A 26,108-nucleotide genomic window follows, 5' to 3' on the forward strand; every position below is an offset into this window, starting at 1 on the left:
GTCTTTTGTACCGTCTCGTCAGATCATGCCGGACCGTCGCCCTCATCGCCTGCCCCGCCCGGCACTTCGGCAAGCCGCGCCGACTCCATCTCCTCGGCGATCCGGCGGTGCTCGGCGGCCTTCTTCTCGTAGATGGCGGCCACCCGCAGGTGGTACGCGGGGTCGTCCTCCTCGTAGATGTCCGGGACGCCGCTGAGGTCCTCGTCGCGCTCCTCGGCCTCGGTCAGCTTGCGGTACTTGGCGTTCCGTACCTTCAGCAGCACGGTGGCCAGCAGGGCCGCGACGAGCGAACCGGTCAGGACGGCGGCCTTCACCTCGTCGGTGAGCGCCGCGTCGCCCTCGAAGGCGAGCTCGCCGATCAGCAGCGACACGGTGAAGCCGATGCCGGCCAGGGTCGCCACCGCGAACACGTCGGCCCATTCGAGGTCGTCGCTGAGCGAGGCCCGGGTGAAGCGCGCGGTCAGCCAGGTGCCGCCGAAGATGCCCAGTGTCTTGCCGACGACGAGTCCGAGGACCACGCCCAGGGTCTCCGGCTTGGTGAACACGTCGGCCAGCGCCCCGCCCGAGATCGACACGCCCGCGCTGAACAGCGCGAACAGCGGCACGGCCAGACCCGCCGACAGGGGGCGGACGAGGTGTTCGATGTGCTGGCCCGGGGAGTGCTGCTCACCCTCGCGGGTGTGGCAGCGCAGCATCAGGCCCATCGCGACACCGGCGATGGTGGCGTGGACGCCGCTGTTGTACATCAGCGCCCAGATCACCAGACCGAGCGGCACGTACACGTACCAGCCGCGCACCCCCTTGCGCAGCAGCAGCCAGAAGACGGCGAGGCCGACGACGGCGCCGCCGAGCGCGGCGAAGTTCAGGCTGTCGGTGAAGAAGACCGCGATGATCAGGATCGCGAAGAGGTCGTCGACGACGGCGAGCGTCAGCAGGAAGGCGCGCAGGGCGCTCGGCAGGGAGGTGCCGATGACGGCGAGCACGGCGAGCGCGAAGGCGATGTCGGTGGCGGTGGGCACGGCCCAGCCGGCCAGGGAGCCGCCGCCGGCGGTGTTGGTGACCGTGTACACCAGGGCCGGTACGGCCATGCCGCACAGCGCCGCCACCACGGGGAGCGCGGCGGCCTTCGGGTCCTTCAGGTCTCCGGCGACCAGCTCGCGCTTCAGCTCGATGCCGGCGACGAAGAAGAAGATCGCGAGCAGTCCGTCGGCGGCCCAGTGCGCGACCGACAGGTCGAGGCCGAGGGACTCGATCCCGAAGTGGAAGTGGCTGACGGTCTCGTAGCTGTCGCCCAGCGCCGGTATGTTCGCCCACGCCAGTGCGGCGATCGCGGCGACGAGCAGCAGGACGCCGCCGACGGTCTCGGTGCGCAGCGCTTCGGCGACGTAGTTCCGCTCGGGGAGGGACAGCCGTCCGAAGGCTTTGCGGGGGGTGCGGGGCGCGGTCACAGGAAGGTCCTCCGGTCGATGGGCAGCACGGACTCGCTTGCCGACCAGACTTCCCGGCACACCATGAGGATCTTGTTGAGCTTCTTACGCTTTCCTTAGCCTACCTAAACTGCCGTGGCACTGCCGGGTGACCTTCGTGACGGTAGGAAACGGCACGAAGTGCACGAAAAGGGCACCCGGCGGGTCTCGCGCCGGGTGCCCTTCATGTGGGCGTATCAGTCCTCGCTGGGCGCCGCGGGCAGCTTCGACTGGATGAGGTCCATGACCGTGGAGTCCGCCAGCGTGGTCACGTCACCGACCTGCCGGTTCTCCGCCACGTCGCGCAGCAGACGGCGCATGATCTTGCCGGAGCGGGTCTTGGGCAGCTCGCTCACCGGCAGGATGCGCTTGGGCTTGGCGATCGGGCCGAGCGTGGCGCCGACGTGGTTGCGCAGTTCGGTGACGAGGTCCTCGGACTCCGCCGCCGTACCCCGCAGGATCACGAAGGCCACGATCGCCTGCCCGGTCGTCTCGTCCGCCGCGCCGACCACGGCCGCCTCGGCGACCGACGGGTGGGAGACGAGGGCGGACTCGACCTCGGTGGTGGAGATGTTGTGCCCGGAGACCAGCATCACGTCGTCGACCCGGCCGAGCAGCCAGATGTCGCCGTCCTCGTCCTTCTTGGCGCCGTCGCCGGCGAAGTACTTGCCCTCGAAGCGCGACCAGTACGTGTCGATGAAGCGCTGGTCGTCGCCCCAGATGGTGCGCAGCATCGACGGCCACGGCTCGGTGAGGACCAGGTAGCCGCCCCCGCCGTTCGGCACCTCGTTGGCCTCGTCGTCGACCACGGTGGCGGAGATGCCGGGCAGCGGGCGCTGGGCGGAGCCCGGCTTGGCCTCAGTGACGCCCGGCAGCGGCGTGATCATCATCGCGCCGGTCTCCGTCTGCCACCAGGTGTCGACGACCGGGGTCGCGTCCGCGCCGATGGTCTTCCGGTACCAGATCCACGCCTCGGGGTTGATCGGCTCGCCGACCGAGCCGAGGACCCGCAGGGAGGACAGGTCGAACTTCGCGGGGATGTCGTCGCCCCACTTCATGAACGTACGGATCGCGGTGGGCGCCGTGTAGAGGATGGAGACCTTGTACTTCTGCACGATCTCCCAGAAGCGGCCCTGGTGCGGGGTGTCCGGGGTGCCCTCGTACATGACCTGCGTCGCGCCGTTGGCCAGCGGGCCGTAGACGATGTACGAGTGGCCGGTGACCCAGCCGACGTCGGCGGTGCACCAGTAGACGTCGGTCTCCGGCTTGAGGTCGAAGACGGCCCAGTGCGTGTACGCCGTCTGCGTGAGGTAGCCGCCGGAGGTGTGCAGGATGCCCTTCGGCTTGCCCGTCGTACCGGACGTGTACAGGATGAACAGCGGGTGCTCGGCGTCGAAGGCCTCCGGCGTGTGCTCGGCGGACTGCCGGTCGACGGTCTCGTGCCACCACTTGTCGCGGGAGTCGTCCCAGGCGACTTCCTGGCCGGTGCGGCGGACGACGAGCACGTGCTCGACGATGCCGGCGCGCTCGACGGCCTCGTCGACGGCGGGCTTGAGGGCGGACGGCTTGCCGCGCCGGTAGCCGCCGTCGGAGGTGATGACGACCTTCGCGTCAGCGTCCTGGATGCGGGTCGCGAGCGCGTCGGAGGAGAACCCGCCGAAGACCACCGAGTGGGCGGCGCCGATCCGGGCACAGGCCAGCATCGCGATCGCCGTCTCCGGGATCATCGGCATGTAGACGGCGACCCGGTCGCCCTTCTGCACGCCGAGTTCCAGCAGGGCGTTGGCGGCCTTGGAGACCTCGTCCTTGAGCTGGGCGTAGGTGATGGCGCGGCTGTCGCCGGGCTCGCCCTCGAAGTGGATGGCGACGCGGTCGCCGTTGCCGGCTTCCACGTGGCGGTCGACGCAGTTGTGGGCGACGTTGAGCTTGCCGTCCTTGAACCACTTGGCGAACGGGGGGTTCGACCAGTCGAGGGTCTCGGTCGGCTCCTCGGCCCAGGTCAGCCGACGGGCCTGCTCGGCCCAGAAGCCGAGTCGGTCGGCCTTGGCCCTTTCGTACGCCTCCGCCGTGACGTTGGCGTTCGCGGCCAGGTCGGCGGGGGGCGCGAACCTGCGCTCTTCCTTGAGCAGGTTGGCCAAGGATTCGTTGCTCACGACATCTCCCGTTCTCAGGGTTGTCCGTTGTGTCCCAGGCCACAGCTCATCAGACCCGGGGGGCCGATGACAAGGGTCGACGGGCAACTGGTTTAGACCTGTGTGGCAGTCGCCTGTGCTGGTGGCCAGTGGTCATCAGTACCCACGGACGCCGATGGCGCGGGGTTCAGCGCCTGTTACGACGCTCACACTCCCCGCGCCTCGGCTCCCGTACCGCTCAGGCGGTCAGATCGGTCTCCAGGACCAGCTCGAACACGCCGTCCGCGGCGCTCACGGGGTCTCCGGAGAGCAGGTACGCCTGGGCCTCACCCACGTGGAAGTACATGCCGTGCAGCTCCAGGTCTCCCGCGCTCAGTGCCCGGGCCACCGCGTCGTGGGCGCGCAGGTGCTCCAGCTGCTGGACCACGTTGGCCAGGCAGAGCCGCTCGGCCGCGTCGGCGGGCGGGCGTCCGGCCAGCAGAGGCCAGGAGTCCGTGTCCTCGGACGGGCTCTCCGGGGCCCCGGACGGGCTCTCCGGGTCGTCGCGGAGCCGTGCCAGGCTCGGCAGCCCGTGCCGCAGCCACCGCTTGAGCGGGGTCTGCGCGCCGCCGGGCTCGGCGCTGAGCAGCGCCTGCATGGCCCCGCACCCGGAGTGCCCGCACACCGTGATGGACCGCACCTTGAGCACGTCCACCGCGTACTCGATCGCGGCGGCCACGGAGTCGTCGCCGCTCTCCTCGCCGGGCAGCGGGACGAGATTGCCCACGTTGCGCACGACGAAGAGGTCGCCGGGACCGCTGGAGGTGATCATCGAGGTGACCACCCGTGAGTCGGCGCAGGTCAGGAAGAGCTGCGAGGGCTGCTGTCCCTCGCGGGCCAGCCGGGCCAGCTCGCCGCGGACCAACGGCGCGGTGTTGCGCTGGAAGGCGCTGATGCCGCGCGCCAGGTCCCGGGCACTGAGGCCGCCCAGGCCGCTCGGGGTGCCCGTGACACCCGTACCGGTGGGCTTGCCCCGTCCGTCGGAGCCTTTCGGCCCGTCCGGCCCGTCCGGCCCGTCCGGTCCGTCCGCCTCGCTCTGTCCGCTCGGTCGGCCGGGTGATCCGGTCACCGCGTCGGTGTCCGTGCCGGTCTCGCCCTGCCCATCGGCGCCGGGCGGGGGCGTCGGCTGCGGGGGCTCGCACTGGTGGTTGCGCCAGGGAGTCCAGGGGCGGCAGCGGCAGCCGTCCGTGTCGGCCGGTTCGGAGATGCGGGTGCCGGGACGGCGGCCTGTGATGTCGACGCGGCCCCCTTGCGCGGTGTGCGTCTTCTGCCAGTCCTGCAGGGTCTCGTACGCCGCGTGGTCCATGAACGACCCGTCCAGCTCCACGACGGTGTCCACCCCTTGGGGCACCTGGTGCAGGACCCGGCTGAGCCGCGGCACCGCGAGGAACGTCAACTGGCCGCGCACGTGCACGTGGTGGACACCGGCGGTCTCGTCGTGCTTGATCCGGGTGCGGGACAGGCGGTGCAGGGCGACGCCGACGGCCACGGCGATGCCCAGCGCGACGCCCTCCAGGACGCCGAAGAACACCACGCCGCCGGTGGTGACGGCGTAGACCAGCACCTCGCGGTGGCGGGTCACCGTGCGGATGTGGTTCAGCGACACCATCTTCAGGCCGACGGCCATGACCAGGGCGGCGAGCGAGGCGAGCGGGATGAGCTCCAGGGCCGGGACCAGCAGCAGCGTGGCGATCAGTACGAGAACGCCGTGCAGCATCGTGGAGTTCCGGCTGACGGCGCCGGCGGACACGTTCGCGGTGCTGCGTACGGCCACACCGGCGATGGGCAGTCCGCCGAGCGACCCGGAGACGATGTTGGCGGCGCCCTGTCCGAGCAGCTCGCGGTCGAGGTCGGAGCGCTTGACCCGGCCGGTCAGACCGGGCCGGGCGGAGACCAGTTTGTCGACGGCGACCGCGCCGAGCAGGGACTGCACGCTGCACACCAGCGTGGTGGTGAGCACGGCGGCGACCAGGCCGAGCACCGGGCCGTCGGGCAGCGTGGCCAGGGCGTGGCTGCTCCAGGAGGGCAGGTCGACCTTGGGCAGGCGGAGCCCGGCGAGGGCCGCGACCGCGGTGGCGCCGGCGACGGCGATGAGGGCGGCGGGGAGCTTGCCCAGCAGTCGGCCGGCCTTGCCCGGGACGCGCGGCCACAGGAACAGCAGGGTCAGGGTCAGCACGCTCGCCGCCACGTCGGCCGGACGCAGGTTCGCCAACTGGGCGGGCAGCGCGAGCAGGTTGTCCGGCACGGAGCTCTGCGGGGTGCCGCCGAGGACGATGTGCAGCTGGGCGACGGCGATGGTGACGCCGATGCCGGCGAGCATGCCGTGCACGATGGCGGGGCTGACGGCGAGCGCGGAGCGTGCCACGCGCAGGCAGCCCAGGCCGAGTTGGGCGATACCGGCGAGGACGGTGATGGCACAGGTCGTGCGCCATCCGTACTGCTGGATGAGGTCGGCGGTGACCACGGTGAGCCCGGCGGCCGGTCCGCTGACCTGGAGGGGGCAGCCGCCGAGCCATCCGACGACGATCCCGCCCACCGCGGCGGCGACGAGGCCGGCCTGGAGGGGGGCGCCGGTGGCGAGGGCGATGCCCAGGGAGAGGGGGAGGGCGATCAGGAAGACCGCGATCGAGGCCGACACGTCGGCGCCCGCGAGGCGAAAGCGCCGCGGGCCGCCGGTCGGCGGACTGTGCGGTGGGTGGATGTGCTTGGTCCGGGCCGAATCGGCGCGGGCGGGGACGCAGGATGACATCTTTTCCCGTCTCCTACAGCGGCGGGATGCCGAGCGCCCGGCGGACGCTCGGTGCGTACGTGATGAGCGCTGCGAACGCGCTGACGGTTGCGCTCAGTAAATAGATCGTAATTCAGAGTAAAGAGGGGGCATAGACTTTTCGCGCAAATGGAGTAATGCGCCGCTCAAGTGAGTGAATCCATGCATTTCATCGGCTTGTCGTACTAATTCCTTCTCGCGTGCGTGCCACCTTGACGGCGCTGACGCCACGTCCCGGCTCAGCACCCGACATCGCCGTCGTCGGCGTTGGTCCCGAGAGAAGGAAGAAGGTGGGCGGAACATGGCCGCCACCCACAGGATCGCCGCGCGCACCGTGATCGCCGCCGCGGTCTGCGCCGCGTCGCTCGCCGGTTGCGCGATCGACAGCGGTACCGGTTCCGGTGAAGGCACGCAGGGCCCGCAGAAGGAGAAGGGGGAGGCGGCGCCGGCGCCCAAGAACGCGGTCCGCCTGATCGGCGACGGTTCCACCGCGTACACCGGGGCCCAGCCGCACCTGCCCCGGCCCGAGCGCCTCAAGCCCGGCCAGAAGCCCCCGCAGTTCGTGGTGTTCTCCTGGGACGGCGCGGGCGAGGACAGTCAGAAGCTGTTCTCCCACTTCCGCGAAGTGGCCAAGGAGAACAACGCGACGATGACGTACTTCCTGAGCGGCGTGTACATGCTGCCGAAGGAGAAGCGGGACCTGTACCGGGCGCCACAGCACTCCCCGGGCCGCTCCGACATCGGCTTCAACGACGAGCAGGGCATCGCCGACACCGTCGAGCAGCTGCGGCTGGCGTGGCTGGAGGGCAACGAGATCGGCACCCACTTCAACGGACACTTCTGCGGCCCCGGCGGGGTCGGCGACTGGTCCGTGGAGGAGTGGAAGGACGAGATCAGGCAGGCCAAGCAGTTCGTGAAGACCTGGAAGACCAACACCGGGTCGAAGAACGCGGCGCCGCTGCCCTTCGACTACGACAAGGAGCTGATCGGCGCCCGCACCCCGTGCCTCGAGGGGCAGGAGAACTTCGTCAAGGCCGCCGGTGACATGGGCTTCCGCTACGACAGCAGCGGCGTCAACAACCAGGTCTGGCCGAAGAAGAAGCACGGCCTGTGGGACGTGTCGATGCAGCTCGTGCCCTTCCCCGGGCACACCTTCGAGCAGCTCACCATGGACTACAACTTCATGGTCAACCAGTCGGGCACCACGACCCAGGGCGACCCGGCCAAGCACGAGTTCTGGGGCGACCAGATGCGCGACGGCCTGCTCCAGGGCTTCCAGCGCGCCTACGACGGCAACCGCGCACCCCTGATCATCGGCAACCACTTCGAGTCCTGGAACGGCGGCACCTACATGCGCGCCGTCGAGGAGGTCATCGAGAAGGTGTGCACCAAGGACGAGGTGCGCTGCGTCTCCTTCCGGCAGCTCGTGGACTGGCTGGACGCCCAGGACCCCAAGGTGCTGAAGAAGCTGCGCTCCCTGGGCGTCGGTGAGGCACCGAAGAGGGGCTGGGCTTCCTTCCTGTCGGCCGACCCCGCCCCGGCCCCGAAGGGCGTGCCCGGAGCCCCGGCTGCCGAGCAGTAGCCGCCCGGCGGGGCGGGCGCGAGCCCCCGAGGGCCATTGGCGCCGGTGTCACGCCGGGGCTACGGCCGTCTCCCCGAGGACGAAGCCGGGGTCGACCTGTGCCGCCAGGTCGGCCCCGGTGCGCTCGTTGCCCCAGCTGCGGGCGTTCTTCAGGTGGAAGTGGACCATCTGGCGCGTGTAGCGGTCCCAGTCCCGCGAGTCGTACGTCGCGTCGGCGGCCGTGAGCAGCGTGTGCAGCGCGCGGCGGTTGGCGTCCTCCAGGAGCTCGAACCGGGGTGGGCGGCCCTTCTCCATGGCGCGCACCCAGTCCGAGTGGCCGACGGTGGTCAGGAGGTCGTCCCCGACCTGTTCGCGCAGGAAGTCGAGGTCGTCCGGCCCCTGCACCTTGTTGCCGACGACCTTCAGGGTGATGCCGAAGTCGCGGGCGTACTCCTTGTACTGGCGGTAGACGGAGACGCCCTTGCGGGTCGGCTCGGCGACGAGGAACGTGATGTCGAAGCGGGTGAACATGCCGGAGGCGAACGAGTCCGAACCCGCGGTCATGTCGACCACCACGTACTCGTCACGGCCGTCGACCAGGTGGTTCAGGCACAGCTCCACCGCTCCCGTCTTGGAGTGGTAGCAGGCGACTCCCAGGTCGGCTTCCGTGAAGGGCCCGGTGACCATCAGGCGGACGGTCCCGGCGTCGAGTTCCACCGGGCGGGCGCAGGCGTCGTAGACCGGATTGTCCTCGCGCACCCGCAGCAGGCGCGAGCCCTCACCGGGCGGCGTGGTCTTGATCATCGTCGCCGCGGAGGCGATCCGCGGGTTGGTCCCGCGCAGGTGGTCCTTGATCAGCGGCAGGCGCTCGCCCATCGCGGGGAGCCCGGCCGCCTCCGCCTCGTCGAGGCCCAGCGCGGCTCCCAGGTGCTGGTTGATGTCGGCGTCGATGGCGACGACGGGCGCACCCGTGGCGGCGAGATGGCGGATGAACAGGGAGGACAGCGTGGTCTTGCCGCTGCCGCCCTTCCCGACGAAAGCAATTTTCATGTTCACCAAGCGTAGCGGCGCGCTGGCGTTCCGTGACGTGACTGTCTGGGGGTACGTGAAGAAGACCACTCATTCGTGGGGCGGGGTGCAGGGGTGCGTAATGTCGTACCCATGAGTACGACAGGCGCGACCGCCGATCCGCTCGCGGCCCTGGGCGAACTGCCCGGCGTGGCCGAGTCCGTCGAGTCCGTGCGCAAGGCCGTGGACCGGGTCTACGGCCACCGGATCATGCGGCGCCGCAGCAACGCGATCACCTCGGAGGCCGCACTGCGCGGCGCCCGGGGCTCGGCGGCGCTGTCCGGGGCGGACTGGGCCCTGGAGGAGGTCCGCAGGCGCAGCGACTTCAGCGGCGACGACGAGGCGCGTGCCGTGGGCGCGGCGCTGCGGCTGACCGCCGAGGCGGGGCAGCTGCTGTCCATCTGGCGCCAGTCGCCGTTGCGGGTGCTGGCCCGGCTGCACCTGGTGGCCGCGGCGGACAAGGCCGACGAGGTGGGGCGGCCCCGCCAGGAGGGCGAGCCGGTGGCCGAGCCGCTCGTCGAGCTGCCGCTGCCGGGCGCCGAGGAGATGCACGGCCGGCTGGACGGCCTGGCCGGGCTGGTCATGGCGGGCGGTTCCGCGCCGGCGCTGGTGACGGCGGCCGTCGTGCACGGCGAGCTGCTGGCGCTGCGGCCCTTCACCTCGCACAACGGTCTGGTCGCGCGCGCGGCCGAACGCATCGTCCTGATCGGCAGCGGCCTGGACCCGAAGTCCGTCTGCGCCGCCGAGGTCGGTCACGCCGAGCTGGGCCGCGCGGCCTACCTGGCGGCGCTGGACGGTTACGCGTCCGGGACGCCGGAGGGCATGGCCGCGTGGATCGCGCACTGCGGCCGGGCGGTCGAGCTGGGCGCGCGCGAGTCGACGGCGGTGTGCGAGGCGCTCCAGCGCGGGGCGGCGTGACGGCGGGGCGGTACGCAGAACGCGGAATGCGGCGGTACGAGAATTCGTACCGCCGCTGGCATGACCACCGAGTTACCAAGCGTCCTCGATATGTTGCCCATCAGGTCGGGAACTTTGCCCGTCACCTGGTGCGGCTGGCCCGTAATCGACGGGTCGACGTCGCGTGGGTGCCCGATGTCCATGCTCGGTCCGTGGGGCCAATTGCGTTCTTAAGGTGATCCTTTCGGATGTCCTTGGTCTCGCGGGCCGTTGAGTCCTTTGTACTCCTGCGCCGGAGCAAGCGGAAGTGCAGACCGCACTTCTTTACTTTTGCGCTCATACGCGGGTGAAAGGGCGGGCGGCGAATCCGTGCACCGCACATCGGCGCGTGTGTGCGGGCGGGCGGGCAGGCAGGTGCGTGGGATGCAGGGATGTGGGCCGGGGCCGGGGTCAGGCGGCTGCCGCGGACCGGCGCCGGCTCGCGTACCAGACGAGGCCCGCGGTGGCCGCGGCGGCGCCTATCGCGGCGGCGGCGACGAGCGCCGGTCGCGGCGGTACGGAGAACCCCCGGATGCGCTGCTTCAGCCGCACCGGGCGGTGGAAATCGAGGATCGGCCAGTCGCGCGCGAGGGCTTCGCGACGCAGCGCCCGGTCCGGATTCACGGCGTGGGGGTGACCGACGGACTCGAGCATCGGCAGGTCGGTCGCCGAGTCGCTGTAGGCGTAGCAGCGGTTCAGGTCGTACCCCTCGGACTCGGCCAGCTCCCGGATCGCCTCCGCCTTGGTGGGGCCGTACGCGTAGTACTCCACCTCGCCGGTGAAGCGGCCGTCCTCGCCCACGACCATGCGGGTCGCCACCACCCGGTCCGCGCCGAGGAGCTCACCGATGGGCTCGACGACCTCGGCGCCCGACGTGGAGACGATCACGACGTCGCGGCCGGCGGTGTGGTGCTCCTCGATCAGGGAGGCGGCCTCGTCGTAGATGATCGGGTCGATCAGGTCGTGCAGGGTCTCGGCGACCAGCTCCTTGACCAGCCGGACGTCCCAGCCGCGGCACAGGGCGGAGAGGTACTTGCGCATCCGCTCCATCTGGTCGTGGTCGGCGCCGCCCGCGAGGAAGACGAACTGGGTGTACGCGGTACGCAGGACGGCCCTGCGGTTGATCAGCCCGCCTTGGTAGAACGACTTGCTGAACGTGAGTGTGCTCGACTTCGCAATGACCGTCTTGTCCAGGTCGAAGAAGGCCGCCGTGCGGGGTGAGTAGTGCGCCATGGAGTGGTGCGAGGAGTGGTTTTCCACGACCCCGAGCATAGGCGCAGCCCATTCGGCGTAAGGTGGGGCGCGTGGGTTTGCCTGAGAGGCCTCTCGGGTACACCATGGAAGTCACGGATCGTTCGCGACCGTGCTAACCCGGTCCGACTCCTCCCCCCCCGAGTCGGCCGTGGAGACGACCCCCGCTCTCCCCCCCGGCGGGGGTCGTCGCATGTCCGGATGCGTTTTCCTCCCTCCGGCGTACCAGGGTCCGTGTCGTGACGATGTCTGCGAGGTGTTCTTGTCATGAGCATGGCTGGTGACGGAGGGTAGTCGTCGGGCTGCTCTGCGGGTGTCGCACGCGGGTTGGAACGGAGTGGTGCGGGGCTCACCGGTTCGGGTGACGGCGATATTCACATCCATCGAGTTGTCCACAGTTTTCGACCAAGATCCACACGATTTCCAGGATCGCTGCACCGTGATTCCCACGCGTCAGGGCCGTGCCGAGTTCCAGGGCCGGTTGCCTTTGCCGGACGCGTATGGCCGACCGGTTCCACGGCCCGCCGGAAAGGCGGGCCCCAGGGGCCGCGCGAGATACGGGACACGGCCGCGACCACGGAAGTCGCGGCGCACGGGACACGGCCGCGACCACGGACGTCGCGGCACGGGATACGCCTGCGACCACGAAGTCGCGGCGCACGGAACACCGCGGCTGCGGAAGTCGCGGCGAAGGGGGACACAGAACATGACGGGGACCATCACCCATGACCTGCCGCACGCCGCCGGAGGACATCAGGGCGGGCCACTGATCGTCACCGAGGACACCGAACTCCTCGACGACCTGCTGCGCCTGTGCGCGGCGGCCGGCGCGACACCGGAAGTGCACCACTCGGTGCCGGCGGTGTCCGCGGCGCCTGCGTCGTCCCCGGGGGCCGGGTGGCCTGGCGGCTGGGAGGCCGCGCCACTCGTCCTCGTCGGCGACGACGCCGCACGGCGGGTGCGCGGGACCGCGCGGAGACGCGGGGTGGTCCTGGTGAGCCGCGATCAGGACGACCCCGGAGTCTGGCAGCGGGCCGTGGAGATCGGCGCCGACCACGTCCTGGTGCTGCCCGACGGCGAACAGTGGCTCGTCGACCGCATCGCCGACGTCGCCGAGGGCGTCGGCCGACCCGCCCTCACCGTCGGTGTGATCGGTGGCCGGGGTGGCGCCGGGGCGTCCACGCTGGCCTGCGCGCTCGCCGTCACCTCCGCGCGGGAGGGGCTGCGCAGCCTGCTGGTGGACGCCGATCCGCTGGGCGGCGGCCTCGACGTCCTCCTCGGCGGCGAGACGGCCGAGGGACTGAGGTGGCCCGCGTTCGCCGCCTCGCGCGGCCGGGTCGGTGGCGGCGCCCTGGAGGAGTCGCTGCCCGAGCTGCACTCGCTGCGGGTGCTCAGCTGGGACCGCGGCGACTGCGTCGCCGTGCCGCCCCCGGCCGTACGCGCGGTGCTCGCCGCGGCCCGGCGCAGGGGCGGCACGGTCGTCGTGGACCTGCCGCGCCGGATCGACGACGGCGTCGCCGAGGTCCTCGCCCAGCTCGACGTCGGGCTTCTCGTCGTCCCGGCCGAACTGCGGGCCGTGGCGGCGGCCGGCCGGGTGGCGGCCGCGGTGGGCATGGTCCTGCGCGACCTGCGCGTCGTGACGCGCGGGCCGTACGACTCCGGCCTCGACGACCGCGAGGTGGCCCGGTTGCTCGGACTGCCGCTGGCCGGCGAGGTTCCCGTCGAGTCCGGCCTCCTGCGCGCCACCGACGGCAAGCGGCCTCCCGGCGCGTCCGCACGCGGACCGCTGGCGCGCTTCTGCCGGGAGTTCTGGGACCGGGCGTTGGTGGAGACGGGGGGCGGTGCGGCGTGAAGGCGTCGGCGTCGGCGTCGCCGGAGTTCAAGGGGGCGGTGGCGCGGTCGGCTCCGCGGGGCGGCGGCGCCCCGGGGTGGGCTGTCCGGGTGGCCCCGGGAGCGGTGCCGGCGGATCGGGCGGCCCCGGGGTGGGCTGTCCGGGTGGCCCCGGGAGCGGTGCCGGCGGACCGGGCGTACGCGGGTGCGGCCGCGGGAGGGCCCCTGCCGGGGACGGCTGCCGAGGGGGCGCCGGCGGCGGTTGCCCCCGTCGGCCCCGGCCCGGCTTCGGGGATGCTCGACGGGGTGCGGCGGTGGCTCGCCGAGCACGGGTCGGAGCCCACGCCCGCTCGGGTGGCGCAGGCCCTGCGGGAGCAGGGACGGGTCCTGGGGGACGCCGAGGTCCTCGCAGCCGCCGCACAGCTGAGGTCGGAGCTCGTCGGCAGTGGGCCGCTGGAACCGCTGCTCGCCGACCCGTCGGTGACCGACGTACTGGTCTCTGCCCCGGACCGGGTCTGGGTGGACCGGGGCGGCGGCCTGGAGCTGACGTCGGTCACTTTCCCGGACGCCGGTGCGGTACGGCGGCTCGCGCAGCGCCTCGCCACGGTCGCCGGGCGCAGGCTGGACGACGCCCGGCCCTGGGTGGACGCACGGCTGCCCGACGGCACCCGGCTGCACGCGGTGCTGCCCCCGGTCGCCGTCGGTTGCACCTGCCTGTCGCTCCGGGTGGTACGGCCGCGTGCGTTCACGCTCGACGAACTCGCGGCCGCGGGCACCGTGCCGCCCGGCGGTGACCGCGTGCTGCGCGCGCTGCTGCGGGCACGGCTGTCCTTCCTCGTCAGCGGCGGCACCGGCAGCGGCAAGACGACGCTGCTCAGCGCGCTGCTCGGCCTCGCTCGGCCGGACGAGCGCATCGTGCTGGCCGAGGACTCGGCGGAGCTGCGGCCCGACCACCCGCACGTCGTCCACCTGGAGACCAGACCAGCGAACCAGGAGGCCGCGGGCCTGGTCACCCTGGAGGACCTGGTGCGCCAGGCGCTGCGGATGCGGCCGGACCGGCTGGTCGTCGGCGAGGTGCGAGGCGCGGAGGTGGCCCATCTGCTGGCGGCGTTGAACACCGGTCACAGCGGCTGCGGGACGGTGCACGCCAACGCCGCCGCCGACGTGCCGGCCCGGCTGGAAGCGCTCGGCACGGCCGCGGGGCTGGACCGCGCGGCGCTGCACAGCCAGCTGGCCGCGGCCCTCTCCGTGGTCCTGCACCTGGCCCGGGACCGGGCGGGACGTCGCCGGATCGCCGAGGTGCACGTACTGGAGCGCGATCCGTCGGGGCTGGTGCGGACGGTGCCGGCCTTGCGGTGGGAAGCGGAGGCCTTCGCGGCCGAGCGCGGCTGGGAGCGGCTGCGGGCACTGCTGCGCGCCGACGGGCTCGGCCGCGAGCACGTGGACGAGCACGTGGAGAGGAGGCGTACAGGTGACGGGGACGGGTGAGTGGTCGACGGGCGTGGCCCTGGGGTGCCTCGGCGCGGCGGCATGGCTGGCGGGGAGCGGGTGGCACACCGGAGCGCGGCGCGCGCGGCTGGTGCTCGCCGGTGACGGAACGGGCGGCACCGGGGCGCCGCCACCGGGGCGACGGATGACGGACGCGGTGCTGCGTGTCCGTGGCCGGCTGGCGCCCGAGTGGTGGGCGCCGGTGGCCGGGTTGCTGCTGGCGGTACTGGGCGACTCGGTGCTGCCGGTCGTCGCGGGGGCGGCCGGGGTGCCACTGCTGCGGCGGGCGCGCCTGGCCCGCCGGGCGGGGCGGACCCGGGAGCGCCGGCAGGACGCGGTGATCGCCCTGTGCGGGGCCCTCGCCGGTGAGGTGCGGGCGGGGCGGCAGCCGGGGGAGGCACTGCTGTGCGCCGTGCACGACTCCGGAGGCCTCGGCGACGGGCAGACAGCGGTGCTGGCCGCGGCCCGCTTCGGCGGGGACGTGCCGGTGGCGCTCGCGGCGGCGGCGCGGCAACCGGGTGCCGAGGGATTGCGGGGCCTGGCGGCGTGCTGGCGGGTCGCCGTCGACCAGGGCGCCGGTCTGGCGGCCGGACTCGACCGGCTGGAAGGTGCCCTGCGCGCCGAACGGGATCAGCGCTGCGACCTGCGGGCCCAGTTGGCGGGAGCACGCGCCACGGCGGTGATGCTCGCCGGCCTGCCGCTCTTCGGCCTCCTGCTCGGCTCCGCTCTCGGTTCCGACCCGCTGCGCGTACTGCTGCACACGGGAGCCGGGCTGGGCTGTCTGCTGGCCGGCGGGGTCCTGGAGGGCCTGGGCGTGTGGTGGGTGACGCGGATCGTGCGGAAGGCGGAGGCGGCGTCGTGACCGGGGATGTCGTCCACAGGCTGGGGGCAGTGGTGGGGGCGGTGCTGGTCGCCGGGTGGCTGGCGCACGGCTTCGTAGCCCTGCGGAGGGAGCGGATCGTGCGCAGGCGGCTCACCGGTCTCCTGGCCCCGCCGGCGGCTCGCGCCGACCCACGACACGCCGAGGTGCTCGGCGCGGTGCGCGACCGGCTGCCGCTGGTGGCCGTGGTGGGTGCGGGATGGGCCCTGGTCGGGGGTCTCGTCGGGGTGACGGCGGGCCTGGCGGGTGCGGTGGTGCTGTGGCGCCTTCGAGCCCGGGGGACGGCCGCCGGTACGGCCGCGACGCAGACGGTCGCCGCCGAGGCCGCTCGCCAACTGCCGCTGGCGGCCGACCTGCTCGCGGCCTGTGTCGCGGCCGGTGCCGGGCCGGTGGCCGCGGCCCAGGCGGTGGGCGATGCCCTCGGCGGACCCGTGGGGGACGCGCTGGGCCGTGGCGCGGCGGAGGTGCGGCTCGGTGGTGAGCCGGCCGGGGCCTGGCGGGGGCTCGCCGCGCTGCCGGGCGCGGCTGAGCTGGCGCGGTTGCTGGAACGGGCCGACGTGTCGGGTCTGCCCGCGGCCGGCCCGGTCGCCAGGCTGGCCGCCCAGGCGCGCGCCGACTGGGCCCGCACCACGACGGCACGGGCCCGCCGGGCGGCCGTCATGGTGAGCGCGCCGGTGGGTCTGTGCTTCCTGCCCGCGTTCATCGCGGTGGGCGTACTGCCGGTGGTGATCGGGCTCGCGGGCGGGGTGTTGGGCGACGGGGGAGGTGGTGGCTGACGGGAGGGGCGGGCCGGCGCGGGCCGGCGCACGAGACCCGGTGGGCCCACCAGACCGGTGGACCAGCGAGACCGGTGGACCAGCGAGACCGGTGGACCAGCAAGCGAGCAACGAAGAGGAACCTTACGGGGGTTGCGATGTATCAGGTGGTGCGGGCGCGGTTGAGTGCCCTGACGCGTGCGATGTGTTCGGCACGGCGACGGCGGGCCGAGGGGCGGGACGCGGGAATGGTCACTTCCGAGTACGCGATGGGGATCGTCGCGGCGGTGGCGTTCGCCGTGGTCCTCTACAAGGTGGTGACGAGCGGGGCGGTCAGCGCGGAGCTGCAGGGCATCGTGAAGCAGGCGCTCGATGCGCGGATGTGAGCGGGGCGGGAGGAGGTGGTCCCGCGGCTCGGACAAGGGCTTCGTGACGGCCGAGACCGCCGTGGTGCTGCCCGTGCTGGTGGTGTTCGCGATGGCGCTGGCGTGGGGGCTGCTCGTGGTGGCCGCGCAGATCCAGTGCGTGGACGCGGCCCGGACGGGCGCCCGCGCGGCGGCCCGGCAGGACCCGGCCGACGCCGTTGCCGAAGCCGCCCGGGACGCGGCACCCCGCGGAGCGAGGGTCACGGTCAGCCGGGAGGGGGACCGGGTCCGTGTGGTCGTGGTGGCCGAGCCGCCGGCACTGCACGGGCTGCCCTTCGAGGTACGGGAGGAGGCCGTGGCGTCGGTGGAGCGGACGGCGGGAGGTGCGCCGTGAGGTGCCGGGCGGAATGCGCCGACCGGGGGTCCGCCACCGTCTGGAGCGTCGGCGCCGTCGCCGTTCTGTGCCTGGTGTTCGGCGTCGTCCTGGCCCTGGGCCAGGCGGTCGCGGCCCGCCACCGTGCGGCCGGCGGCGCCGATCTGGCGGCGCTGGCGGCGGCGGACCACTGGGCGCGGGGCGGTACGGCGGCGTGTGCCCGGGCGGGACGGATCGCGGCGGCTCAGGGGACGCGGCTGGTGCGGTGCGTGCTTACCGGCCAGGTCTCCGACGTGAGGGTGGCCTCCGGCTGGGGACCGTTCGCGTCGGAGGTCCGGGCTAGGGCGGGACCGGCGGTGGAGATTCCCTCGCCGAGGGAGGCTCCCTCGGAGGTGGACACTCCCTCGGCGTGGGCTACGTCGGTGGAGGACCGCCGGTGAGGACCCGTTGGCGGGGGGGCGTCGGTGAGGTCCTCGGCGGGACTCACGGGGTGGGCTTGCCCCGTCCCGTCTCCGCCTGCCTCGCCTCGGCCGACGCTGCCTCCGCCGGTCCTGCCCCAACCGGCCCCGCTGCCGTCGGCTCTGCCTCCGCCGGCCCCGCTGCCGTCGGCTCCGCGGCGGCACCCCGGCCACCGTCTCGCCCCCCGCCCGCCGCATGTCCCGACGCCCCGTCCGCCGCTCCTCGGAGGAGCACAGTGAGGAGCCGTACGGCCCCTCGCTTGTGCAACGGGTCGTTGCCGTTGCCGCACTTGGGGGACTGGATGCAGGACGGGCAGCCGGCGTCGCACTCGCAGGAGGCGATGGCCTGCCGGGTGGCGGTGAGCCATTCGCGGGCCGTGTGGAAGGCCCGCTCGGCGAAGCCCGCCCCGCCGGGGTGGCCGTCGTACACGAAGACCGTCGGGAGCAGCGTGTCGGGGTGGAGGGGGACGGACACGCCGCCGATGTCCCAGCGGTCGCAGGTGGCGAAGAGGGGCAGCATGCCGATCGAGGCGTGTTCGGCGGCGTGCAGGGCGCCGCCGAGGATCTCCGGGTTGATCCGCGCCGCGTCCAGCTGGTCCTCGGTGACCGTCCACCACACCGCGCGGGTGCGCAGCGTCCGGGGAGGCAGGTCGAGCTTCGTCTCGCCCAGCACTTCGCCGGTGATGAGGCGCCGACGCAGGAAGGAGACCACTTGATTGGTGACCTCGACGGAGCCGTAGCACAGGCGTCCGTCGCCCCAGGGGACCTCGGTGTCGGTCTCCAGGACGGAGATCGCCGTCGTGTCGCGGGCGACCGTCGAGTACACGGGCGTGGCCTGCTCGACCAGCGCGACGGCGTCCTCCAGGTCCAGCGACCGGACGAGATACGTGCGGCCCTGGTGGAGGTGGACGGCGCCCTCGTGGACCGTCGTGTGGGCGGAGCCGGCGTCCACCGTGCCCAGCAGGCGGCCCGTCCCAACCTCGACGACCTGGACCGGCCGTCCGCCCTCGCCGCGGATGTCGGTCAGGTCAGCGGCCCGCTCCCGGCGCGTCCAGTGCCAGGCCCGGGTCCGGCGGCGCAGCAGCTTCGCCGCCTCCAGCTGCGGGAGCAGTTCCTCGCAGGCGGGGCCGAACAACGGCAGGTCCTCGTCGGTCAGCGGGAGCTCGGCCGCCGCGGCGCAGAGATGCGGGGCGAGGACGTACGGGTTGTCCGGGTCGAGGACCGTGGACTCCACGGGCTGGTCGAACAGGGCCTCCGGATGGTGGACGAGGAAGGTGTCCAGCGGGTCGTCGCGGGCGACCAGCACCGCGAGCGCCCCCTGCCCGGACCGTCCTGCCCGTCCTGCCTGCTGCCACAGCGACGCCCGGGTGCCCGGATATCCGGCGATCACCACGGCGTCCAGCCCGGAGATGTCCAGGCCGAGTTCGAGGGCGTTGGTCGCGGCGAGACCGAGGAGTTCGCCGGAGTGCAGGGCGCGTTCCAGGGCCCGGCGTTCCTCGGGGAGGTAGCCGCCGCGGTACGCCGCGACACGCCCGGCCAGCGAGCGGTCGATCTCGGCCAGGCGCTCCTGGGCGATCACGGAGATCAGCTCGGCGCCGCGCCGGGACCGCACGAAGGTGATCGAGCGCATGCCCTGCACGGTGAGGTCGGTGAGCAGGTCGGCGGCCTCGGCGGTGGCCGTGCGGCGGACCGGCGCGCCCTTCTCGCCCTCCAGCTCGGTCAGCGGCGGCTCCCACAGGGCGAACACCAGTTCACCGCGTGGTGAGGCGTCGTCGGCGACCTCGACGACCGGCAGCCCGGTGAGCCGGCGGGCGGCCACCGCGGGCTCGGCGGCGGTGGCGGAGGCGAGCAGGAAGACCGGCGACGCGCCGTAGCGGGCGCACAGCCGGCGCAGTCTGCGCAGCACCTGGGCGACGTGGGAGCCGAAGACGCCCCGGTAGGTGTGGCACTCGTCGATGACGACGTACTTCAGAGCCTTCAGGAACGAGGCCCAGCGGGGATGCGACGGCAGGATGCCGCGGTGCAGCATGTCCGGGTTGGTGAGCACGTAGGTGCCGTACTGGCGGATCCACTCGCGCTCCTCGAACGGCGTGTCGCCGTCGTACACCGCGGCTCGAACGGATGTGCCGAGAGGTTGTGAAAGTTCCTTCACCGAACGGCACTGGTCGGCGGCCAGCGCCTTCGTCGGGGCCAGGTACAGGGCGGTGGCGCCACGCCCGTTCGGGGCCTCGGAGCCGTCCAGCAGGGTCGACAGCACCGGCACCAGGTACGCCAGGGATTTTCCGGACGCGGTCCCCGTGGCGACGACCACCGAGTCGCCGTCGAGGGCGTGTTCGGCGGCGCGTGCCTGGTGGGCCCAGGGGTGTTCGATGCCCGCGGCCCGCACCGCCGCGACGACCTCCGGGCGAATTCGGTCCGGCCAGACGGCATGACGGCCCGCACGTGGGGGCAGGTGCTCCGTATGAGTGATGCGCGCAGCCCGGCTCGGTCCCGCGGCGAGCCGGTCCAGGACCGTGCCCGGTTCCGGCCGGGAGCCGGGCTCCGCCGGGGGTCTGTCGGGTCGGTGATTCTTGGCCATCGGCACCGAGTCTGTCACTGGCGTGACGGACAATGGGACCAAGGCGTCGTGCACGCCTGCCGGTAAGTGATTGAATGCCATCGCGGCTGGCGAACCGTCCTGGGGGCTTCAAGCCGAGGTGTCCCGAGGGACGACCGCTCGATAGCAAGGTGCTGGAGGATCCGTGGACCTGTCCCTGTCGACCCGTACCGTCGGCGATCGTACGGTCGTCGAGGTCGGTGGCGAAATTGACGTATACACCGCGCCCAAGCTGCGTGAGCAGCTGGTCGAGCTCGTGAACGACGGGAGTTTCCACCTCGTCGTCGACATGGAGGGCGTGGACTTCCTCGACTCCACCGGGCTCGGCGTACTGGTCGGCGGACTGAAGCGGGTGCGTGCCCACGAGGGCTCGCTGCGCCTGGTCTGCAACCAGGAGCGCATTCTCAAGATCTTCCGTATCACCGGCCTCACCAAGGTGTTCCCCATTCACACCTCGGTCGAGGAAGCGGTGGCGGCCACCGACTGACGACCGGTCCCGGGCCCGCGGGCCCGGGACGGCAGTAGAACGAGGGAGGTCCGGGCTGTCGGCGGCCCGGGCCCCCGACAGCACGCCCGTAGTTCCGAGGGGGATGCATGGCCACCGTCGAACTCCGCTTCAGCGCGCTGCCCGAGCATGTCCGCACCGCCCGTCTGGTGGCGGCCGCGGTGGCACGCAGGGCCGGAGTGGACGAGGCCGTCCTCGACGAGGTCAGGCTCGCCGTCGGCGAGGCCTGCACCCGGGCTGTGGGCCTGCATCAGCACGTCGGCATCACGGCGCCGGTCAAGGTGTCGCTGATCGAGGAGGAGAAGCAGTTCTCCATCGAGGTCGGCGACGAGGCGCCGCACGCGACACCGGGGGCCGGAGCCCCGGGTGCCGCCGACGACGCGGAGGCCGAGGAGGACGAGATGGGCCTCGCGGTCATCAGCGGACTCGTCGACGACGTGGAGGTCACGGCGGGCGAGGGCGGCGGACTGATCCGCATGACCTGGCCGACGGCACCGGCGGTGCTCCCGCCGGTCTGATTCCCGTATCACCCGAAGGGCCCCACATCCTGGGGCCCTTTGTCATGCGCGGACATACAGTGGGGCCGTGCGGGCATCAAGTGAATTCCTTCACGATCCACCGCGATCAGGTGCACGGAAAGAAGGATCACGGAATTAACGCCGGAAGGGCATTACTACTTACGCGCTCCTTCCGGTTGACAGGTCAATTCCATTTGTCGTGCACTGTTTTGATCAGGTTCCGGTACCTACAATCCCGTCCACATCTTGAGCTCAGCCCAAGCGTCAAGGAGGACGAATGGCGGAGCTTTCCACCCCTCATCAGTTGGGCGATCCCTCCACCCTCGCGGCGGCCGTGCTGACCGACGGGAACCGCGCCCTGGTCGCGGTCATCGCGGTCGTCGCACTGGCCGCGCTGGTGCTCGCCGGAGTCCTGGTGCGCCAGGTGCTCGCGGCGGGCGAGGGAACCGAGAGCATGAAGAAGATCGCGGCGGCCGTCCAGGAAGGTGCCAACGCCTATCTGGCCAGGCAGCTTCGCACGCTCGGCGTATTCGCCGTCGTCGTGTTCTTTCTGCTCATGCTGCTGCCCGCGGACGACTGGAATCAACGGGCCGGGCGATCGATCTTCTTCCTGATCGGCGCGGCGTTCTCCGCGGCCACCGGCTATATCGGCATGTGGCTCGCCGTGCGCAGCAATGTGCGCGTCGCCGCGGCGGCGCGGGAAGCGACACCCGCCCCGGGCGAACCGGAAAAGGATCTCACCGTCGTCTCGCACAAGGCTACGAAGATCGCATTTCGTACGGGCGGCGTGGTCGGCATGTTCACGGTGGGGCTCGGCCTGCTGGGCGCCTGCTGCGTGGTGCTGGTCTACGCGGCCGACGCGCCGAAGGTGCTGGAGGGCTTCGGCCTCGGTGCCGCGCTCATCGCGATGTTCATGCGCGTCGGCGGCGGCATCTTCACCAAGGCCGCCGACGTCGGCGCAGATCTGGTCGGCAAGGTCGAGCAGGGCATTCCGGAGGACGACCCGCGCAATGCCGCGACCATCGCCGACAACGTGGGCGACAACGTCGGCGACTGCGCGGGCATGGCGGCCGACCTCTTCGAGTCGTACGCCGTGACCCTGGTCGCCGCGCTGATCCTCGGCAAGGTGGCCTTCGGTGACTTCGGCCTGGCGTTCCCGCTGCTGGTGCCGGCGATCGGCGTGATCACCGCCATGATCGGCATCTTCGCGGTGGCGCCTCGGCGGTCCGACCGCAGCGGCATGAGCGCGATCAACCGGGGGTTCTTCATCTCCGCCGTGATCTCGCTGGTGCTGGTGGCGGTGGCCGTCTTCGTCTACCTCCCCGGGAAGTACTCGGAGCTGGACGGCGTCACCGACGCGGCGATCGCGGGCCGGGACGGCGACCCGCGGGTCCTGGCGCTCGTCGCGGTGGCCATCGGCATCGTGCTCGCCGCCCTGATCCAGCAGCTCACCGGCTACTTCACCGAGACCACCCGACGCCCCGTCAGGGACATCGGCAAGTCCTCGCTCACCGGTCCCGCCACCGTCGTCCTCGCCGGTATCTCGATCGGGCTCGAATCCGCCGTATACACCGCCCTCCTGATCGGCCTCGGCGTCTACGGGGCCTTCCTGCTCGGCGGTACGTCCATCATGCTGGCGCTGTTCGCCGTGGCACTGGCCGGCACCGGCCTGCTCACCACGGTCGGTGTCATCGTCGCCATGGACACCTTCGGTCCGGTCTCCGACAACGCGCAGGGCATCGCCGAGATGTCCGGCGACGTCGAGGGCGCCGGCGCACAGGTCCTCACCGACCTGGACGCCGTCGGCAACACCACCAAGGCCATCACCAAGGGCATCGCCATCGCCACCGCCGTACTCGCCGCCGCGGCCCTCTTCGGGTCGTACCGCGACGCCATCACCACCGGCGCGGCGGACGTGGGCGAGAAACTCAGCGGCGAGGGCGCGCCGATGAGCCTGATGATGGACATCTCGCAACCCAACAACCTCGTCGGGCTCATCGCCGGCGCGGCGGTCGTCTTCCTCTTCTCGGGGCTGGCGATCAACGCGGTGTCGCGCTCGGCGGGCGCGGTGGTCTTCGAGGTGCGGCGCCAGTTCCGGGAGCGGCCCGGAATCATGGACTACAGCGAGAAGCCCGAGTACGGCAAGGTCGTCGACATTTGCACCCGGGACGCCCTGCGGGAACTCGCCACGCCCGGACTGCTCGCCGTGATGGCGCCCATCTTCATCGGCTTCACGCTCGGCGTGGGCGCGCTCGGCGCGTTCCTGGCGGGCGCGATCGGTGCGGGCACGCTCATGGCGGTGTTCCTCGCCAACTCCGGTGGCGCCTGGGACAACGCCAAGAAACTCGTGGAGGACGGCCACCACGGCGGCAAGGGCAGCGAGGCGCACGCCGCCACCGTGATCGGCGACACGGTCGGCGACCCGTTCAAGGACACCGCCGGTCCGGCGATCAACCCCCTGCTGAAGGTCATGAACCTGGTGGCGCTGCTCATCGCGCCGGCGGTCATCAAGTTCTCCTACGGCGCCGACGAGAGCATCCCCGCGCGGGTGCTGATCGCCGTCGTCGCGTTCCTCGTCATCGCCGCGGCGGTCTGCGTCTCCAAACGGCGGGGCATCGCCATGGGCGACGAGGACGACGCCGATCCGGATCCCAAGTCGGCCGATCCGGCGGTGGTTTCGTAGCCACCGTCGCACCGCCGCACGAGAAGCACAGATCAAGGGGCGGGCGGACGGCGCGTGTTGACGCGTCGTCCGCCCGTCTCGTGCGGGCGCGCGCCCTTCACCGTGAGCCTTATCTCTCTTGGTGCAAATGGCTTCAATACGGTCTTAACGGATGTTCGTCCTGCGGATGTCCTCCATCCGGCGTGTATGTTCCGGGGCCGAGAGCCATGGAAGGGACCAATCCGGTGAACAAGAAGCTCGCGGCCGCACTGTCCGGCGGTGCGGTACTGGTACTGGCGCTGACGGGATGCAGCAGCAGCGACGACAACGAGAAGCTGGACGGCTGGGCGAAGGAGGTCTGCGACGCGGTGAAGCCGCAGGCCACGAAGATCGAGTCCGCCAACGCCGCGATCCAGAAGGAGACGTCGGACAACAGCACGCCCGCCGAGGTCCAGAAGACCGACGCGCAGGCGTTCCAGGACATGTCCGACGCCTACAAGGCGATGGGCAGCGCCGTCCAGAAGGCCGGGGCCCCGGACGTCGAGAACGGTGAGAAGAAGCAGAAGGACGCCGTCACCGAGCTCAACAGCCTCTCCTCGTCGTACGCCTCCCTGAAGAAGCAGGTGGAGGCCCTGGACACCAAGGACCAGGCGAAGTTCGCCGACGGCCTCAAGGACATCGCCACCGAGCTCAACAAGCTCAGCAAGAGCGGCAGCAACGCGCTGAAGACCCTGGAAGAGGGTGACGTCGGCCAGGCGATGGCCAAGCAGGCCAGCTGCAAGTCGGCCTCGGTGACGCCGTCTGCGGCCGCCGGCTGACGTCCGCTCCGGAGGCAGGGGGCGGGCGGCGGGCCACAATGGTGGTGTGAGTAACGCCAGCCTGTCCCCCCTGCCCTCCGCCGACCGCCCCGACGTCACCGCCCGGCTGCGGGACGCCCTGCTCGGCGCGTCCTTCACCGCCGACGGACTGCTGGAGCTGCTCGGCGCCCCCGCCTACGCGGCGCTGTCGCGCAGCGAGACCGTGCCCGCGCTGCGGGCCACCCGCGGCGACACGCCGCTCGAACGGCTCGTCAGGCTCTTCCTGCTCCAGCAACCCGTGCCCCACGCGCGCATGGCGGACGTCCTGCCCGTGGACGCCTGCCTGGAGAGCGGCTGGCTGGTGCGCGCGGGCGACGACGAGGTGGCCGCCACCGTGGACGTACGTCCGTACGGCGGGCCGGGCGGCGAGGACTGGTTCATCGTCTCCGACCTGGGCTGCGCGGTCGGCGGCGCCGGCGGCATCGGCAACCACGCCGAGGGCGTCGTCCTCGGCGTCGGCGGCGCCTCCATGACGCTGGCCGGCCTCACCGTCCGCACGCCCGTCTCCGCCGCCCTGGACCTCGGCACCGGCTCCGGCATCCAGGCCCTGCACGCCTCCCGCCACGCCACCCGCGTCACGGCGACGGACGTGAACCCGCGCGCCCTGCACATCACCGCGCTCACCCTCGCCCTCTCCGGTGCCCAGGACGCCGACCTGCGCGAGGGCTCCCTCTACGAGCCCGTCCGCGACGACGAGACGTACGACCTGATCGTCTCCAACCCGCCCTTCGTGATCTCGCCCGGCGCGCGGCTCACCTACCGGGACGGCGGGATGGCCGGGGACGATCTGTGCCGCTCGCTCGTTCAGGAGACGGGGGAGAAGCTGAGCGAGGGCGGTTTCGCGCACTTCCTCGCCAACTGGCAGCACGTGGAGGGGGAGGACTGGACGGACCGGCTGCGCTCCTGGGTGCCGCGCGGCTGCGACGCCTGGATCGTGCAGCGCGAGGTGCAGGACATCACGCAGTACGCCGAGCTGTGGCTCAGGGACGCCGGTGACCACCGCGCCGACCCGGCCGAGTACCAGGCGCGGTACGACGCGTGGCTGGACGAGTTCGAGGCGCGCAAGGTCAAGGCCGTCGGCTTCGGCTGGATCACCCTGCGCCGCACCGCCGCGGCGGAGCCCTCGGTCACCGTCGAGGAGTGGCCGCACCCCGTCGAGCAGCCCCTCGGCGAGACGGTCCGCGCGCACTTCGACCGCGTCGACTACCTGCGCACCCACGACGACGCGGCCCTCCTGGAGGCGAACTTCACGCTGGCCGGCGAGGTCGTCCAGGAACAGGTCGGCCTGCCCGGCGCCGAGGACCCCGAGCACGTCGTCCTGCGGCAGAACCGAGGGATGCGTCGCGCCACCCGCGTCGACACGGTCGGCGCCGGCTTCGCGGGCGTCTGCGACGGCACCATGAGCGCGGGCCGCATCCTGGACGCCATCGCCCAGCTGGTCGGCGAGGACCCGGTGGCGCTGCGCGACCGCACGCCCGCCCAGATCCGGCTGCTGGTGGAGCAGGGATTCATCGAACCGGCGTAGACCGGGCGACCGGCGGTCCCCGTCGCCCGGCTTCCCGGCCGCACGCGAGAAACGAGCCACGGGCGGACACCCGTCG

Annotated in this window: 20 protein-coding genes; 14 read left to right on the forward strand and 6 right to left on the reverse strand. The window is 72.1% G+C overall.

Annotated elements, in window-relative coordinates; translation table 11 throughout:
- Positions 1-23: 23 nt before the first annotated feature.
- The 3 genes from nhaA to ACLIN4_RS18985 all read right to left on the reverse strand — a co-directional run bounded on the left by nhaA (position 24) and on the right by ACLIN4_RS18985 (position 6,386).
- Entirely contained in the window at positions 24-1,448 is a 1,425-nt protein-coding gene (gene nhaA, locus ACLIN4_RS18975; protein WP_107476543.1) for a Na+/H+ antiporter NhaA, read from the reverse strand.
- Between the two features lie 215 nt (positions 1,449-1,663).
- Entirely contained in the window at positions 1,664-3,619 is a 1,956-nt protein-coding gene (gene acs / locus ACLIN4_RS18980) for an acetate--CoA ligase (protein ID WP_381943236.1), read from the reverse strand.
- Between the two features lie 217 nt (positions 3,620-3,836).
- A complete protein-coding gene (locus ACLIN4_RS18985; protein WP_411576039.1) occupies positions 3,837-6,386 on the reverse strand; it encodes a SulP family inorganic anion transporter in 2,550 nt (849 codons plus the stop codon).
- Positions 6,387-6,705: 319 nt separating this feature from the next.
- Between ACLIN4_RS18985 and ACLIN4_RS18990 the strand changes: the two genes are divergently transcribed.
- On the forward strand, positions 6,706-7,986 hold the full coding sequence (locus ACLIN4_RS18990; RefSeq protein WP_107476541.1) for a polysaccharide deacetylase family protein: 1,281 nt from the start codon (positions 6,706-6,708) through the stop codon (positions 7,984-7,986).
- Between the two features lie 48 nt (positions 7,987-8,034).
- Here the strand turns inward: ACLIN4_RS18990 and ACLIN4_RS18995 are convergent, their stop codons facing one another.
- On the reverse strand, positions 8,035-9,015 hold the full coding sequence (locus tag ACLIN4_RS18995; protein WP_289913108.1) for an ATP-binding protein: 981 nt from the start codon (positions 9,013-9,015) through the stop codon (positions 8,035-8,037).
- Between the two features lie 111 nt (positions 9,016-9,126).
- Here ACLIN4_RS18995 and ACLIN4_RS19000 point away from each other — a divergent pair, with 111 nt between their 5' ends.
- Positions 9,127-9,951: an oxidoreductase gene (locus ACLIN4_RS19000; RefSeq protein WP_107476539.1), complete on the forward strand. Its 825-nt coding sequence runs from the start codon at positions 9,127-9,129 to the stop codon at positions 9,949-9,951.
- A 429-nt stretch (positions 9,952-10,380) separates the two neighbouring features.
- On the opposite strand, the gene ACLIN4_RS19005 is transcribed toward ACLIN4_RS19000, so the two are convergent.
- Positions 10,381-11,241 carry an HAD family hydrolase gene (locus ACLIN4_RS19005; protein ID WP_289913106.1) on the reverse strand — a complete coding sequence of 287 codons (861 nt, stop codon included), beginning with the start codon at positions 11,239-11,241 and terminating at the stop codon, positions 10,381-10,383.
- 685 nt (positions 11,242-11,926) lie between these two features.
- On the opposite strand from ACLIN4_RS19005, the gene ssd reads away from it, so the two are divergent.
- From ssd to ACLIN4_RS19040, 7 genes are all read left to right on the forward strand, one after another.
- Positions 11,927-13,072 (forward strand): septum site-determining protein Ssd, encoded by a 1,146-nt coding sequence (ssd, locus tag ACLIN4_RS19010; protein ID WP_289913103.1) that lies wholly within the window; start codon positions 11,927-11,929, stop codon positions 13,070-13,072.
- Between the two features lie 272 nt (positions 13,073-13,344).
- Positions 13,345-14,538, forward strand: a complete 1,194-nt coding sequence (locus ACLIN4_RS19015; protein ID WP_289913101.1) for a TadA family conjugal transfer-associated ATPase — start codon at positions 13,345-13,347, stop codon at positions 14,536-14,538.
- The gene (locus tag ACLIN4_RS19020; protein WP_290013206.1) at positions 14,522-15,400 is read left to right on the forward strand and encodes a type II secretion system F family protein; all 879 of its coding nucleotides are present in this window, start codon (positions 14,522-14,524) and stop codon (positions 15,398-15,400) included. The genes ACLIN4_RS19015 and ACLIN4_RS19020 overlap by 17 nt, the downstream gene beginning before the upstream one ends.
- The gene (locus tag ACLIN4_RS19025; RefSeq protein WP_289913097.1) at positions 15,397-16,194 is read left to right on the forward strand and encodes a type II secretion system F family protein; all 798 of its coding nucleotides are present in this window, start codon (positions 15,397-15,399) and stop codon (positions 16,192-16,194) included. Before ACLIN4_RS19020 ends, ACLIN4_RS19025 begins: the two co-directional genes overlap by 4 nt.
- A 137-nt stretch (positions 16,195-16,331) precedes the next feature.
- Complete coding sequence (locus tag ACLIN4_RS19030; RefSeq protein WP_100046035.1) at positions 16,332-16,559, forward strand: DUF4244 domain-containing protein; 228 nt, start codon at positions 16,332-16,334, stop codon at positions 16,557-16,559.
- A complete protein-coding gene (locus tag ACLIN4_RS19035) occupies positions 16,546-16,932 on the forward strand; it encodes a TadE family type IV pilus minor pilin (protein WP_107479243.1) in 387 nt (128 codons plus the stop codon). Before ACLIN4_RS19030 ends, ACLIN4_RS19035 begins: the two co-directional genes overlap by 14 nt.
- Positions 16,929-17,351 carry an Rv3654c family TadE-like protein gene (locus ACLIN4_RS19040; RefSeq protein ID WP_107479242.1) on the forward strand — a complete coding sequence of 141 codons (423 nt, stop codon included), beginning with the start codon at positions 16,929-16,931 and terminating at the stop codon, positions 17,349-17,351. Before ACLIN4_RS19035 ends, ACLIN4_RS19040 begins: the two co-directional genes overlap by 4 nt.
- 43 nt (positions 17,352-17,394) lie before the next feature.
- Here the strand turns inward: ACLIN4_RS19040 and ACLIN4_RS19045 are convergent, their stop codons facing one another.
- Positions 17,395-20,028 (reverse strand): DEAD/DEAH box helicase, encoded by a 2,634-nt coding sequence (locus tag ACLIN4_RS19045; RefSeq protein ID WP_411576040.1) that lies wholly within the window; start codon positions 20,026-20,028, stop codon positions 17,395-17,397.
- 82 nt (positions 20,029-20,110) lie between these two features.
- On the opposite strand from ACLIN4_RS19045, the gene bldG reads away from it, so the two are divergent.
- The 5 genes from bldG (at position 20,111) to ACLIN4_RS19070 (ending at position 26,032) form a co-directional block, all read left to right on the forward strand.
- Positions 20,111-20,452: an anti-sigma factor antagonist BldG gene (gene bldG / locus ACLIN4_RS19050; RefSeq protein ID WP_003975386.1), complete on the forward strand. Its 342-nt coding sequence runs from the start codon at positions 20,111-20,113 to the stop codon at positions 20,450-20,452.
- Positions 20,453-20,559: 107 nt separating this feature from the next.
- Entirely contained in the window at positions 20,560-20,988 is a 429-nt protein-coding gene (locus ACLIN4_RS19055; RefSeq protein WP_107479241.1) for an ATP-binding protein, read from the forward strand.
- Between the two features lie 277 nt (positions 20,989-21,265).
- Complete coding sequence (locus tag ACLIN4_RS19060; protein WP_411576041.1) at positions 21,266-23,671, forward strand: sodium-translocating pyrophosphatase; 2,406 nt, start codon at positions 21,266-21,268, stop codon at positions 23,669-23,671.
- Positions 23,672-23,877: 206 nt separating this feature from the next.
- Positions 23,878-24,468, forward strand: coding sequence for a small secreted protein (locus tag ACLIN4_RS19065; RefSeq protein WP_269956655.1), 591 nt, complete (start codon positions 23,878-23,880; stop codon positions 24,466-24,468).
- Positions 24,469-24,514: 46 nt separating this feature from the next.
- Positions 24,515-26,032, forward strand: coding sequence for a DUF7059 domain-containing protein (locus ACLIN4_RS19070; RefSeq protein ID WP_107479239.1), 1,518 nt, complete (start codon positions 24,515-24,517; stop codon positions 26,030-26,032).
- Positions 26,033-26,108 lie beyond the last annotated feature (76 nt).

Origin of the sequence: Streptomyces mutabilis, from assembly GCF_046628145.1 — a bacterium.
In the GTDB taxonomy this organism is placed as follows: Bacteria; Actinomycetota; Actinomycetes; order Streptomycetales; family Streptomycetaceae; genus Streptomyces; species Streptomyces mutabilis.